Source organism: Methylocella silvestris (genome assembly GCF_002891535.1).
Taxonomy (GTDB): domain Bacteria; phylum Pseudomonadota; class Alphaproteobacteria; order Rhizobiales; family Beijerinckiaceae; genus Methylocapsa; species Methylocapsa silvestris_A.
This window is the reverse complement of the sequence record NZ_PDZR01000010.1, coordinates 132869-146950: the sequence shown is the minus strand read 5'-3', so window position 1 is coordinate 146950 and position 14082 is coordinate 132869. Positions and strand designations below refer to the sequence as shown.

Genomic DNA, 14082 nt, shown 5'->3' with positions numbered 1-14082 from the left:
ACCACCGGCCCCGCCGCTCCGCCGGCCACCGGAGAGACACTCGCGGGGCTCATCGCGCCCGCCGGTTTTCCGAACGCGCCCGCTTTCAAGATTCCGGGTTTCGAACCTCGCGAGGCGGCCTCGCTCTTTTCGTCAAATCCCCCGCTTCCGGGCGCTGCGCCGGCTCCGCCAGCCTCGCCGCTGCCGGAAGCGACGCCCTCCGGCGTCCATACGATCTACCCTGTCGCTCATGAGGTGCGGCCTGAACTCGGCCCGACCATCGGCGTTGGCGCGCGCCCCTTCGACGCTGCCTCGATCCGCCGCGATTTCCCCATCCTGCGCCAATATGTCCATGGCAAGCCTCTGATCTGGCTCGATAACGCCGCAACGACGCAGAAGCCGCAAACGGTCATCGACCGCATCTCATCCTTCTATGAGAACGAAAACTCCAACGTTCACCGCGCCGCCCATACGCTCGCGGCGCGGGCGACGGACGCCTATGAGGCGGCGCGTGAAAAGACGCGCCGCTTCATCAATGCGCCCTCAACGAATGACATTATTTTCGTGCGCGGCACGACCGAGGCGATCAATCTGATCGCGCAGAGCTATGGCCGCCGCAACGTCAAGAAGGGCGATGAGATCCTCATCACCTGGCTCGAGCATCACGCCAATATCGTGCCCTGGCAGATGCTCTGCGCCGAGACTGGAGCGATCCTCAAGGTCGCGCCGGTCGACGACAAGGGTCAGGTCCGGCTCGACGAATATGAAAAACTGCTGTCGCGCCGCACGCGCATCGTCTCCTTCACCATGGTCGCCAACGCCATCGGGACGGTCACGCCGGCCAAGGACATGATCGACATGGCGCAGCGGCTCGGCGCCTGCGTCATCGCCGACGCCGCCCAGGCCGTCTCACATATGCCCGTCGACGTGCAGGCGCTGGGTTGCGATTTTCTGGTTTTCTCCGGCCACAAGGTGTTCGGACCGACCGGCATCGGCGTCGTCTATGGCAAGCAGCAGGTGCTTGAGGCGATGCCGCCATGGCAGGGCGGCGGCAATATGATCGCCGACGTCACTTTCGAGAAAACGATCTACCAGCCGCCGCCGGGCCGTTTCGAGGCGGGCACCGGCAATATCGCCGACGCGGTCGGGCTCGGCGCCGCCTTCGACTATCTCGATACCATCGGCATGGCCAACATCGCCGCCTATGAGCACGAGCTTCTGATCTATGCGACGGAAGGTCTCAAAAGCGTTTCGGGCCTGCGAATCATCGGCTGCGCGGACGAAAAAGCCGGCGTGATCTCGCTGGTGCTCGACGGCTGCCGCAGCGAGGACGTCGGCGCGGCGCTCGATCGCGAAGGCATCGCCGTGCGCTCCGGCCACCATTGCGCCCAGCCGATTTTGCGCCGCTTCGGCCTCGAGACAACAGTGCGGCCATCGCTGGCGCTCTACAACACGTTCGACGATATCGACGCGCTCGTCGCAGCGCTGAAACGCATGGCAACGAGCCAGCGCTTTCGCGCACATTGAACAACGCAAAATCGCCGCGGCGCTCTGGCGGGCGTCGCGGCGAACTGCGATCGAAGCCACTCCCCGCAAGCTCAGTCACGGCGCTGCTCGGGAGGCGGAATTACGTCGCGCTCAGATTCATCGCCGTCACTCAGAGCGAATTTGGCATTGTTGCACCTCGAGGCGTCGCTGCGCGGACGCGGCCGATGTCACTGCCTCTTCAAATTGCATTGCAATTGGACCTCTGTTGGAAGACCCCGGACTGGGTCAACGGACTCCAGTTGCATGATGACGGTCTTGACCGAGGCGGTTGGCCACGCCGGTTCGTCTGAGAACGCAGGCGGCTAAAGTCCCAATCCGGTCAGAAAAGCAGCGATCTGCCGCTCGAAGCGCGGGCGGTCGTAGTCCACGAGCGCCATGCGCCATAGACCCTGCGCATAGGTGATGATCACGGATGCGATTGTCTGAGGGTCTAATGTTTTAGGCAGCAAGCCCATGTCCCGGTCCTGTCTCAGCCGTTCGGAGACGGTCGCGTGGAAGGTCTCTATGCTATCCTCGACTCGCTGACGCAGGTCGGGCTCCGATAGCACGTCCTCGGCGGCCATCGCTGCCATCATACACAAGCGAGACGGCACCTGCGGATCGTCCAAACAATCGAGAATGACGCCGAACATCGCGCGAATCCCCTCGCCCGCCGTCGGCGCTGACATCAGGGCATGCGCTCGCTTACGCCCTTCTGTTTCCTCATAGCGCTTCACGCACGCCAAATAGAGCTGCTTCTTGCTCTTGAGCGTGTTGTAGAAGGAGCCTTCGCCGATTCCGATGACCGTAAGAAGCTCGCGCAGCGACGTCCCCGCGTAGCCGCCCTTCCAAAACAGCCGGGTCGCCTTCTCCAGAGCCCGTTCGTAGTCGAATGCAATCGCGCGTCCCATGGCGCTCAGCCTATTCTATTTGTATCTGCCGTTAAAGAATTTTGTTGACAAGCGGGCACGATCCTATTTGTATCTTTCACTACAAATAGGAGGATATGATGACCCTGCAAGACGAGCTGAACGCCTACAAATCCGCACCCGCGCACCCGAACTTCCGGCCGGAGTTCGGACCAATTCTGGGTCGCACGATCAGCGGGTTGATCGCGTCCGGTCAGGCCGAACGGGCGCTTAAGGTGGGCGATAAAGCGCCATCGTTTGAGCTCCCTGACCAAGAGGGCTCGGTGGTGTCCTCTGCTGATCTGCTGAAGCAGGGACCAATAGTCGTCAGCTTCTACCGCGGCGTCTGGTGCCCCTTCTGCAACATCGAACTGAAGGCGTTGCAAGCGGCGCTCGGTGATATTCAGGCTCGGGGTGCGACGCTGGTGGCGATCTCGCAACAGACGCAGGCCAATAATCGAAAGTCCCGGCGTGAGAATGATCTCCATTTCCGGGTTCTGAGCGACAAAGGCGGCGAGGTCGGGGCCGCCTTCGGTCTTCGCTGGGTGATCCCCGAAGAGATGCGCGAGGTACATAGGCAACTCGGCGGCCCGATACCAGCCTTCAACGGCGAGGAGAGCTGGACTCTTCCGATGCCGGGCCGCTACGTCATTGGGCGGGATAGGGTCATCGCCTATTCGGAGGTCAACCCGGACTACACAAAACGGCCCGAGCCAAGCGACCTCTTCCCCGTACTGGATCACCTCCGGGGGTGAGCGCCGCATAGGCGATAGGCGTGACGCTATGGGCGGGCGGGCAGTCGGCGTCTTCCCCCGTCGGTAATCCTGTTGCCAAGAGGCGTTCCCGCTAGCCCTCTAACGCCGCACGGCGCCGCCTCCAGTGCCAATTGGCGCAGTTAACCGGGTTTTTGGCCCTTTTCGCAATGGCCGGGTCTGGTGGCTTGTTGGCGGGCAGATTTGGGCCGAGCAACGCAGGATAGCGGTGGTTTGGTTAGGGCGCCGGCCCGGCGCAGTAGACTAAACTTCGCTCCGCATGGCCTCGGCTATCCGTAGCAGGGCAGAACATATTGTCTCTGGATCACTCGGTGCAACGGCGTCTCGGGTCAACTGTTCGGCGTTAGCTACGATCTCATGAGCCGCGCGTAACGCCGATCGACCTGCCGCCGTGAGTTCGGTGGTTCGGATTCTACCATTGACCGGGTGGGCCATTCTCTCAACCAGAGACGCCCGTTCGAGTGTCGCCAGGATGGCCTGCATCGTCTGCGGCGTGACGAACGCCCGCCGCGCCAGTTCCGCATTTGACAAGCCCGCGCTTAATTCAAGCCCTGCGAGTACTGAGTATTGCGGGGTCGTCAATCCGACGGCTCGAAGTTCGGTGTCGAGATGAGTCCGCAGCGCCTGCTGCGCCAGTTTCAGCGCATATCCGAGCATTCGGTAGGGGTCGTTCGCCGTCAAGGCGTGCAGGCTGGACATATCAGTACCCTTATATTATATCAGGCCACTGATATTATCGATTCACCGAGAAGAAGAAAGACGACTCATGCCTCGCTTAATTGGACCGGATTTCATCGGCATCCAGACCAAGGATCTGGACGCAGCACGGACCTTCTATCGGGATATCGTCGGTCTCACGCCATCGGCAAAAGCTCCGCCGGGCGCCGTCGTCTTCGAAACGCAGCCCATCCCGTTCTCCGTCCGCACGCCCATCGACGGCTTTGACGATGCGGACAAGCTAGGGGTTGGCATCGCGATCTGGTTTGGCTGCGACGACGCAGACGAATTGCACACCCATCTCAGCGAGCGCAACGTGTCGATAGCTTTCCCACCGAAGGACGGACCATTCGGACGCTATTTCGCCTTCGTCGATCCGTTCGGCTATACGATAACCGCACATACCGTCCCGACAAAGTAACGGTGTCCACAAAGAGCGACGTGACCATACCGGTCGCAGCCCAAAGCGGTTCGGAACGAACTCATCAGCCCTTCCGTAGATGGGCGGGAGGCTTTACCGAGGATGACTGCTCCTGACGGAAGCGGTCATCCAGGCAGCTGGATCGAACCGCCGCTGAGTGACAGGATTTTGTCGCCGAGCAGTTCCCGGCACAGTTCCCAGGAACGGCAGGTTATGGGACGACCCGTCAAAGTGCTGGGCGGCCATGACAGGGCCTATCCTGCCGATGGGGGCTTCCCGTGGTACGCCATGTTCGATATCCGCGTAGGTGGTCCGTTCGGTGATCGGCGGCGTTTGCGTGGCCATGTCGCAGGATATCGCGCTATGGCGTAGAATCGGCGGGGATGGCGGAGGGAGCGGGATTCGAACCCGCGATACGGTTTCCCGTATACACACTTTCCAGGCGTGCGCCTTCAACCGCTCGGCCACCCCTCCGCATTTTCGCTAAAATGATTGGACAAACGTCCAGACCCTAGCCGCTTTCGATCCCGCTTGAGACCGCAAGCGCCGCCGGGGGCGCGAATCCGGCGCACTATAGTGGTCCGCGCGGCGAGCGCAACCCGCCGATTGCGCCCGGGCTTTGCCCCGGTTCGATTGGATTTGCGCCCGCCCCTGCCCTAATCTGCCCGCCCGAATCGAGCGAGGCCAAATCCGCATGTCATCCGCCAACGACCGCATTCTGAGCGCCATCGCTGCTGAGATTTCCGCCCGGCCGGAACAGGTGAAGGTTGCGGTCGATCTCATCGATTCCGGCGCGACGGTTCCCTTCATCGCGCGCTACCGCAAGGAGGCGACCGGCGGGCTCGACGACAATCAGCTTCGCCTGCTGGAGGAGCGCCTCGTCTATTTGCGCGAGCTTGAATCGCGCCGCGCCGCCATCCTCGACCAGATCACGACGCAGGGGAAATTGACGCCGGCGCTGGAGCAAAAAATCGCCGCGGCCACGACCAAGGCGGAACTTGAAGATATTTATCTTCCCTTCCGTCCCAAACGCCGCACCCGCGCGGAAATCGCCCGGGAGCGCGGCCTTGGCCCCTTGGCCGATCGCATTCTTGCCGATCGCGCCTGCGTCCCCGCCGAACTCGCGCAGGGCTTTCTTTCCGCCGATGTGCCCGACATTAAAAGCGCGCTCGACGGTGCGCGCGATATTCTGGCCGAGGCTTTTAGCGAGAACGCCGATCTCGTCGGCGAATTGCGCGCCCATATGCAGCGCCGGGCGATGCTGCGCGCCCGCGTGATCGAGGGCAAGGAAGAAGCCGGCGCCAAATTTTCCGATTATTTCAACCACAGCGAACGCTGGGCGACGACAGCCGGGCATCGCGCCCTCGCCATGCTGCGCGGGCGCAATGAAGAATTTCTATCCCTCGACATCGAGGTCGATGCCGAAGTCGAGGCGCCGATCAAACCGGTCGAGGAGATCGTCGCGCGCCATTACGCCATCAACGCCGGCGCCGGCGCCGCGGATGCCTGGCTGATGGACGTCGCGCGCTTCGCCTGGCGCGCGAAACTCTCCCTGCATCTGTCGCTCGACCTCATGGGCGAGCTGCGTGAACGGGCCGAAGCCGAGGCGATTGACGTTTTTGCTCGCAATCTCAAGGATCTGCTTCTCGCGGCGCCCGCCGGCCCGCGTGCGACCATGGGGCTTGATCCCGGCATTCGCACCGGCGTCAAGGTCGCGGTGATCGACGCCACCGGAAAGCTTCTCGACACATCGACGGTCTATCCGTTTCAACCGCGCAATGATGTGCGGGGCGCGCAGGCCGAACTCGCCCGGCTGATCCGCAAACATGGCGTCGAACTGATCGCCATCGGCAATGGCACGGCGAGCCGCGAGACCGAGCGCCTCACTGCCGACGTCATCAAGGAATTGCCCGCGCCGCAGCCGACCAAGGTCATTGTCAGCGAGGCCGGCGCTTCGGTCTATTCGGCCTCCGCGCGGGCCGCCGCCGAAATGCCCGACCTCGACGTCTCGCTGCGCGGCGCCGCCTCGATCGCGCGGCGCCTGCAGGATCCGCTGGCCGAACTCGTCAAGATCGAACCGAAGGCGATTGGCGTCGGCCAGTATCAGCATGACGTCAATCAGGCCCGCCTCGCCCGGGCGCTTGACGCCGTCGTCGAGGACGCCGTCAATGCTGTGGGCGTTGATCTCAACATGGCCTCGGCGCCATTGCTGTCGCGAATTTCGGGGCTCAGCGCTTCGCTTGCTGAGGCGATCGTCGTGCATCGGAATCAGCATGGCGCCTTCAGGACCCGGCGCGCGCTCCTCGAAGTGCCGCGCCTGGGGCCTCGCGCCTTCGAGCTCAGCGCCGGATTTTTGCGCATCCCGAACGGCGACGAGCCGCTCGACGCCTCATCCGTTCACCCCGAAGCCTATGGCGTCGCGCGGAAGATCGTCGCGGCGTGCGGGCGCGATCTGCGCGTGCTGATGGGCGACGGCGCTGCGCTGAAAGCGCTGAACCCGGCACGTTTTATCGATGAGCGGTTTGGCCTGCCGACCGTGCGCGACATTTTGATTGAGCTTGAAAAGCCGGGTCGCGACCCCCGCCCCGAATTCAAAACCGCAACTTTCGCGGACGGGATCGACGAGATCGCCGCGCTGAAGCCGGGCATGATCCTCGAAGGCACAGTTACCAATGTCGCCAATTTCGGCGCTTTCGTCGACATCGGCGTGCATCAGGACGGGCTCGTCCATGTGTCCCAACTGGCCGACCGTTTTGTGAAAGATCCCGCCGAAGTCGTGAAGGCGGGCGCGGTCGTGACCGTGCGCGTGCTCGAGGTCGATCTCAAGCGCAAGCGGATCGCATTGTCGATGCGCAAGGATGATCTGTCGAAGGCGTCGGGCGCGGCCCCTCCGCCCGCGCGTGAGGCCTCGCGCCCGCCGGAGCGCCGCCCTAAAACGGCAGAGCGCCGCCCGTCCGAAGGCGCGCTCGGCGCGGCTCTCGCTGAGGCGCTTCGCCGCAAATAGAGCGCGGCGCGATGGCGGGCCAACTATATTGCGATGCGATATCGTAAAAACGCGCGATTTTGCGCGTTTTTCACGTTTTTGTCGTCAAATGTGCTGAAGAACGCATCCAACAGGGGCTCGCGACGCCTATTTAGAGTCAAATCTTCATGGATTTGAAACGGCGATGATCCGACCATCCGTATCCGGTTTCAACGTCGACCGCGCGGCTTTCGGCGCCGCACACATAATGGATTAACGCCATGATGGAGTTCGCTGTCGCTGCCCATGCCGACGACGCGCTGGAGCCGCCGCCGGCTCTAACCCTCGCCGAGAGCCGCACCTATGATCTTTCCGCGTCGCGAACGCGTCGCGAGCACGATCTTCTTGGCGAAGCCGAGATCCCGAATGAGGTCTATTGGGGGGTCCACACGCTGCGGGCGATCCATAATTTTCCGATCACCGGCGTGCCGGTCGGACATTTTCCCGAGCTTGTCCGCGCTCTGGCGCTCGTCAAGCGCGCTGCGGCGCGCGCCAATCGGCGGCTTGGCCATCTCGAGCCCGACCGCGCCGAGGCGATCGACCGAGCCTGCGAGCTTATCGCCGGCGATTCGCGCTTTGCCGCGCATTTCGTCGTCGACGCCGTTCAGGGCGGGGCCGGCACCTCGACAAATATGAACGCCAATGAAGTCATCGCCAATGTCGGGCTGGAATTTCTGGGGCGCGCGCGCGGCGACTATTCGGCGCTGCATCCGATCGACGACGTCAATATGGCGCAATCGACCAACGACGCCTATCCGACGGCGCTGCGGCTCGCTGTGATCTTTGCCTCGCATTCCCTGGCGCACGCGCTGGAGGAGCTTGCATTTTCTTTCAAAGCCAAGGCGGTCGAATTCGCCGACGTTCTAAAGATCGGCCGCACGCAGTTGCAGGACGCGGTGCCGATGACGCTCGGCCAGGAGTTCGACGCCTACAGCGTGACGATCAAGGAAGACGTCGACCGGCTGCGTGAAGCGTCCGACCTTTTCCGCGAGGTCAATCTCGGCGCGACCGCGATCGGCACCGGCATCAATACCGATCCCCGCTACGCCTCGCTCGCGGTCGCCGAACTGGCGCGGCTCTCGAATGAGCGGCTGGCGCTCGCGGCCAATCTGATCGAAGCGACCTCCGACATGGGCGCCTTCGTTCTGTTTTCCGGCGTTCTGAAGCGGGTCGCGGTCAAGCTCTCCAAGATCTGCAATGATTTGCGGCTCTTGTCGTCAGGACCACGCGCCGGATTTGGCGAAATTCGCCTGCCGGCCGTGCAGGCGGGCTCCTCGATCATGCCGGGAAAAGTCAATCCGGTGATCCCTGAGATGGTGAGTCAGGTCGCCTATCTGGTGATCGGTCACGATCTCACCGTGACCCTTTGCGCCGAAGGCGGCCAGCTGCAGCTCAACGCCTTTGAGCCGACGATCGGCTATTCAATCCTGACCTCGCTGCGCATGCTGACCAACGCCATCGAGACTTTGAACCAGCGCTGCGTTATCGGCATCGAGGCCGACCGCAAGCGCTGCCTCGAACTCGTCGAAAACAGCATCGGCCTCGTCACCGCGCTCGGCCCCATGCTTGGCTACGAGACCTGCTCGCATATTGCGCGGCGCGCGCTCGCGGAAGGCCGCAGGGTCGCCGACATCGTGCTGGAAGAGGGGCTGATGACGCAGACGCAGCTCGGCGATCTGCTCGGCATCGAAAACATGACGCGGCCCTCGCGCATGGCCTCGCCCGTGTTCGAGCCGAAAAAATAGGCTTGGCTCACGCCGCAGCCGCCGCGAGCAGCGCTTTCAACGAAACCGATTCGTCGGCGAGATCGGCGGCGCTCGCTTTGATCCGGTCGCCGATGAGGCGTTTCGAGGCCATGAATTCCGAAGGGCGGTTGATGGCGTCGGCGGCGATCACATAGCCATCCGTCAGATAGAAGGCGATAAAGGACGAGCCCTGCGTCGAGCCGCGGATCGCAAGTTCGTCATAGCCTTCCGACAGTCCGACCATCTGCAGCTTCAGATCATATTGATCCGACCAGAACCATGGCGGCGTTGCGGCCGGAATCGGCTTGCCGGTGAGCACGGCGGCCACAGTGCGCGCCTGCTCGAGGGCGTTCGGCACAGATTCGAGGCGCACGGTCCGGTGTAAGAAGCCGTGGCGCACATGAACCGCGCAATCGCCGATCGCGAAAATCTCGTGATCATTGGTGCGTCCTGCGGCGTCGACCAGAATACCGCCGTCGACGGCGAGGCCGGCGCCCTCGGCAAGCTCCGTATGGGGCAGAAGGCCGATCCCGACCAGGACGAAATCGGCCTCGACGGCGGGGTCTTCGCCGCAGAGAACCGTGCCGACGTCATCGCTTCCGTCGCGCGCGGTAAAACCGCTCACCGCGACGCCGGTGCGTATCTCAACGCCCGCGGCGCGGTGGAAGCGCTCGTAAAAATCCGACACTTCGGGCGCGGTGACGCGCGCTAGAACGCGGGGCGCCGCCTCGAGCACGGTGACCTTGAGGCCACGCTTGATCGCGACCGCGGCAAATTCAAGCCCGACATAGCCGCCGCCGACAATGACGAGGCGCCGGCCGCTCTGGAGTTGCGGCCGCAATTGCTCAACGTCGGCGATGCTGCGCAGATAAAAGATATTGCCAAGGTCAGCGCCGGGAACGTGGAGCTTTCGCGCTTGCCCCCCGACAGCGATGACCAGCCGGTCATAGGCAAGCCTCTCGCCGCCCGCGAGCGCGAGCTTTTTGGCGTTGCGGTCGATGGCCACAACGCTCTGGCCGAGACGCAGCTCGACATTGGCTTTTTCATAGGCGATCGCCGCCTTGTAAATCAGCCCCTCCGCAGCCATTTCTCCGGCAAGATAAGCCTTCGACAAGGGCGGCCGCATATAAGGAAGCACGTTTTCGTCCCCGAACAGGACGATTCGCCCTTGATGCCGATTCTGTCGCAGCTGGGTCGCGACTTCGGCGCCGGCCTGGCCGCCTCCGATAATGGCGATGGTTGCAGCAGGGTCGACAGCGTCGCTTTGTGGCACGACTATGGCTCTCCTTGGAAGCTTGGGCGGATGCCCGCGCCGCCTCATCGCGCAAGCACAGCCGCAATGCAAGGCAAAAACGGCGCTGGGCGGCAGGAAGAAGTGACGGGGCTCGCGGAGTCTTTCAGCTTTCGTAAAGCATAAGGCAAGAAAACCTTAAAAGGCGCTGCGCCAACTTGAACATATAAAGAAATTGGAAACTAATTTGGATTGAGTTTGTATCAACTTTGAGCGTTAGGGAGCTAAAGTCCCGCATAAAGCCGCTCCGGCGCCTTGCTCCGCTCGTGCCTTTACTCACATCGCTCACGCAAGCTCCGCCGCCTTTCATAAGAGTGTGGAACAAAAGGCTGCGAATCAAGTTGTCTCGCTGAGCGCCCCGTGAGGAAGCGGGATCGAATTTGCCTGGTTGAAAACGTAGTTTGGTCAAATTCATGTATCAAACGTTAAGGCCGGGCGGCCGGAAGTGACAATGAATCGATTGGTGAAACAGGAGAGTTTTTCAGTGGAAACGCTGGCGCCGTTTAGCGGCCGCTTTGAGCGGCCCGTCGCGACCATGGCCGCTGGAGGCGCATTGTGCGCGCAGTTCGGCGCCCGCCTGCGCAAGGTGTTCGACGTCCCCTGTGGCGAGTCCACTGAAGACAAGTTCGCGGCTTTGCTCGAACAGATCAACTCCAAGCTCGGCTAGTGTGGCCTTCTTGGCAGTGATGCATGTTTTGAGGCCGTCCCCTTGGGCGGCCTTTCCATTTGTGCGGGCTCTTTATAGCTGCCAATTAATCCTTGGCGCGCTCGACATAGGAGCCGTCTTCGGTCTGCACGACAATGCGGGTGCCGGCCGAAATATGCGGCGGCACCATCGCGCGCGCTCCATTCGATAGCTTGGCCGGTTTATAGGACGAAGACGCCGTCTGGCCTTTCATCGCGGGTTCGGTTTCCATGACTTCCAGCGTGACCCGGGCGGGAAGCTGAATGCCCACCGCCACGCCGTTGAAGATCGACAGGACGCAATTCATGCCTTCCTGCAGATAGATCGACTGATCGCCGATCACCTCCTTGGAAACAATCACCTGATCGTAATTCTCGCTATTCATGAAAGTGTAGCCGTCTGCGTCCTGATACAGATAGCTGAAATTCATGTCTTCGACATAAGCGCGCTCAACCTGTTCGGTGGTCTTGTAGCGGTCCGTCGTCTTGACGCCGTCGGAAAGCCGGCGCATGTCGATTTGCGTCGTCGGCGTGCCCTTGCCGGGATGGAAGCTTTCGGCCGTCAAGACGACATAGAGCTGTCCGTCGTCACGCTCGATGATGTTGCCTTTGCGAATAGAACTGGCGATGACTTTCACTGGTTTTCCTTTATGCAATGGATTGACGCCGGCGCGCGCCGATCGGGCGTCCGGGTCTTGGCGGTCGAAGCGGGGACGATTGTTCAGATTTTCTTCAGCCCGACCGGGCGAGGCCTTTTGCGGGCGGCCTGAAGAAAAGCTGAGCCGGCGGCTCCCGCCTTACGGCATATCGCTAGCCATGTTCCCGGTCTATTTTCAAGCGAAATAGCATGAGCGACGCGCCTGCGCCCTGGTGGCGGCCCGATAGACACGCCGACCGCCGCCCTTTTCTCAAGGCGCGGTCGAAGATGGCCGCCGCCGCGCGGTCGTTCTTCGGCGCGCAGCATTTCGTCGAGGTCGACACCGCCGTTTTGCAGATTTCGCCCGGCAATGAAGCGCATATAAGCGCCTTCGCCACTGAGATCATCAGCCCGGCGGCCGAGACGTCTGAGCTTTTTCTGCACGCCTCGCCGGAGTTCGCCATGAAAAAGCTGCTCGCCGCCGGCGAGGAGCGGATTTATTCGTTTGGCCACGCCTTCCGCAACCGCGAACGCGACAAGCTGCATCATCCCGAATTCACCCTTCTTGAATGGTACAGGGCGAAGACGCCCTATCAGAGGCTGATTGAGGATTGCGCCGGCCTCCTCGCCGCACTGGCCCAGGCGGCGGGGACCGATCTCCTGGTCCATGGCGGCGTTTCCGCCGATCCGTTTGAGGATCTCGAACTTCTCGGCGTCGCCGCGGCCTTTGACCGCTATGCCGGCGTTGACCTGCTGGCGACGGTCACCGGCGCGGCGCCTGATCGCGACGCGCTGGCCGTGGCGGCCGGCAGGATCGGCGTCCGGGTTACCGCCGACGACAGCTGGTCGGATATCTTTAGCAAGATTTTATCAGTGAAGATCGAACCCCAGCTTGGCCATGGCCGCGCGACCATCCTGATGGACTATCCAGCGAGCGAGGCGGCTCTGGCAAATCTTCAGGAAGACCAGCGGCTTGCCGAGAGATTTGAACTTTACGCTTGCGGCGTCGAACTTGCCAATGGGTTCGGCGAATTAACCGATCCGGTCGAACAGCGGCGGCGCCTTGCCGCGGAAATGGCGGAGCGTCAGCGAATCTATGGCGAGACCTATCCGCTCGACGAGGACTTTCTCGCGGCCCTCGCCATCATGCCGCCGGCAAGCGGCATTGCGCTCGGCTTCGACCGGCTTGTGATGCTGGCGACGGGAGCCGAGCGGATCGAACAGGTGATCTGGACGCCGGTAGCCAAGCCCGTTCCGAGCAAATGATCGCGACCGCCACGAGCGCGCCCGCCAAGACCTCGCCCGCCAAAACCCTGCGCAGCGCCGACGATCTCATCGAGGCGGGGCTCGCGCCGGCCGGGCTGCGGACGGAAATTGCGCGGGTCGGCGAAACCTACGCCATCGCCGTGACGCCCGCCGTCGCCGCGCTCATCGAGCCAGGCGATCCGGCCGATCCGATCGCGCGCCAATTCGTGCCTGACGTCGCCGAACTTTCACCGCGCCCGGAGGACCTCGCCGACCCGATTGGCGACGAGGCCTATTCGCCCGTCGAAGGCGTGGTTCATCGTTACCCTGATCGTGTGCTGTTGAAGCTGCTGCTCGTCTGCCCCGTCTATTGCCGCTTCTGCTTTCGCCGCGAAATGATTGGTCCCGGGAAATCGGCGCATCTCTCGCCCGAAGCGCTCGACGCCGCGCTTGCCTATATCGCCGGCGACCCGCGCATCTGGGAGGTGATCCTGACCGGCGGCGATCCTTTCGCCATCTCGCCGCGGCGCCTCGGCGCCATCATGGAGCGGCTCGCGACGATCGAGCATGTCAGGATCGTCCGCGTCCACACGCGGGTGCCCTGCGTTGATCCTGACGCCATTGACTCCGCTCTTATCGACGCCCTCAAAAAATCGGGCAAAACCGTTTACGTGGCGCTTCATGCCAATCATCCGCGCGAATTGACGTCGAAGGCCCGGGCCGCCTGCGCGCGTCTGATCGACGCCGGTATTCCCATGTTGAGCCAAAGCGTGCTGCTGGCGGGAATCAATGACGACGCCGAAACCTTGGCCGCCTTGATGCGCGGCTTCGTCGAGGCGCGCATCAAACCCTATTATCTGCATCACCTCGATCTCGCGCCCGGCGTCGCCCATTTTCGAGTCGATATCGAGAAGGGACGCGAGCTGATGCGGCAGCTGCGCGGGCGCCTCTCGGGCCTCTGCCAGCCTGCCTATATGCTCGACGCGCCGGGCGGATACGGCAAATCTCCCATCGGACCGGATTTCATCGAGCCGGCCGGCGTCGACGGCGTTTTTCGCGTGCGCGATTATCAGGGTCGGACGCATCTTTATCCGCCGCAAGTTCCTTAAATGAAATCAATGTGATAGATAATT

The 14082-nt window shown here is 62.4% G+C and carries 12 protein-coding genes and 1 tRNA gene; 8 read left to right on the top strand and 5 right to left on the bottom strand.

What is annotated here, in order from left to right; genetic code table 11:
- Window positions 1-1506: family 2A encapsulin nanocompartment cargo protein cysteine desulfurase (locus CR492_RS10840; RefSeq protein WP_245412045.1), on the top strand; the 1506-nt coding region annotated here is incomplete at its 5' end.
- 323 nt (window positions 1507-1829) lie between these two features.
- Here CR492_RS10840 and CR492_RS10835 read toward each other — a convergent pair.
- On the bottom strand, window positions 1830-2417 hold the full coding sequence (locus CR492_RS10835) for a TetR/AcrR family transcriptional regulator (RefSeq protein ID WP_102843760.1): 588 nt from the start codon (window positions 2415-2417) through the stop codon (window positions 1830-1832).
- Window positions 2418-2515: 98 nt separating this feature from the next.
- Between CR492_RS10835 and CR492_RS10830 the strand changes: the two genes are divergently transcribed.
- Window positions 2516-3169 carry a peroxiredoxin-like family protein gene (locus CR492_RS10830; protein WP_102843773.1) on the top strand — a complete coding sequence of 218 codons (654 nt, stop codon included), beginning with the start codon at window positions 2516-2518 and terminating at the stop codon, window positions 3167-3169.
- 261 nt (window positions 3170-3430) lie between these two features.
- Here the strand turns inward: CR492_RS10830 and CR492_RS10825 are convergent, their stop codons facing one another.
- Window positions 3431-3886 carry a MarR family winged helix-turn-helix transcriptional regulator gene (locus tag CR492_RS10825; RefSeq protein ID WP_102843759.1) on the bottom strand — a complete coding sequence of 152 codons (456 nt, stop codon included), beginning with the start codon at window positions 3884-3886 and terminating at the stop codon, window positions 3431-3433.
- Window positions 3887-3953: 67 nt separating this feature from the next.
- Between CR492_RS10825 and CR492_RS10820 the strand changes: the two genes are divergently transcribed.
- Window positions 3954-4325 carry a VOC family protein gene (locus CR492_RS10820; RefSeq protein ID WP_102843758.1) on the top strand — a complete coding sequence of 124 codons (372 nt, stop codon included), beginning with the start codon at window positions 3954-3956 and terminating at the stop codon, window positions 4323-4325.
- 384 nt (window positions 4326-4709) lie between these two features.
- Here the strand turns inward: CR492_RS10820 and CR492_RS10815 are convergent.
- Window positions 4710-4799 (bottom strand) — tRNA-Ser (locus CR492_RS10815).
- A gap of 220 nt (window positions 4800-5019) precedes the next feature.
- Here CR492_RS10815 and CR492_RS10810 point away from each other — a divergent pair.
- Window positions 5020-7329 carry a Tex family protein gene (locus CR492_RS10810; protein ID WP_102843757.1) on the top strand — a complete coding sequence of 770 codons (2310 nt, stop codon included), beginning with the start codon at window positions 5020-5022 and terminating at the stop codon, window positions 7327-7329.
- A gap of 239 nt (window positions 7330-7568) precedes the next feature.
- Window positions 7569-9092 (top strand): aspartate ammonia-lyase, encoded by a 1524-nt coding sequence (locus CR492_RS10805; RefSeq protein ID WP_102843756.1) that lies wholly within the window; start codon window positions 7569-7571, stop codon window positions 9090-9092.
- A 7-nt stretch (window positions 9093-9099) separates the two neighbouring features.
- On the opposite strand, the gene CR492_RS10800 is transcribed toward CR492_RS10805, so the two are convergent.
- Complete coding sequence (locus tag CR492_RS10800; RefSeq protein WP_102843772.1) at window positions 9100-10365, bottom strand: NAD(P)/FAD-dependent oxidoreductase; 1266 nt, start codon at window positions 10363-10365, stop codon at window positions 9100-9102.
- A 469-nt stretch (window positions 10366-10834) separates the two neighbouring features.
- Here CR492_RS10800 and CR492_RS10795 point away from each other — a divergent pair, with 469 nt between their 5' ends.
- Window positions 10835-11050 (top strand): hypothetical protein, encoded by a 216-nt coding sequence (locus CR492_RS10795; protein ID WP_102843755.1) that lies wholly within the window; start codon window positions 10835-10837, stop codon window positions 11048-11050.
- 85 nt (window positions 11051-11135) lie between these two features.
- On the opposite strand, the gene efp is transcribed toward CR492_RS10795, so the two are convergent.
- Window positions 11136-11705, bottom strand: coding sequence for an elongation factor P (gene efp / locus CR492_RS10790; RefSeq protein ID WP_102843754.1), 570 nt, complete (start codon window positions 11703-11705; stop codon window positions 11136-11138).
- A gap of 209 nt (window positions 11706-11914) precedes the next feature.
- On the opposite strand from efp, the gene epmA reads away from it, so the two are divergent.
- Both epmA and CR492_RS10780 read left to right on the top strand, forming a co-directional pair.
- Window positions 11915-12970 (top strand): EF-P lysine aminoacylase EpmA, encoded by a 1056-nt coding sequence (gene epmA / locus CR492_RS10785; protein ID WP_102843753.1) that lies wholly within the window; start codon window positions 11915-11917, stop codon window positions 12968-12970.
- Window positions 12967-14058: a lysine-2,3-aminomutase-like protein gene (locus tag CR492_RS10780; RefSeq protein WP_102843752.1), complete on the top strand. Its 1092-nt coding sequence runs from the start codon at window positions 12967-12969 to the stop codon at window positions 14056-14058. Before epmA ends, CR492_RS10780 begins: the two co-directional genes overlap by 4 nt.
- The last annotated feature ends 24 nt before the right edge of the window (window positions 14059-14082 follow it).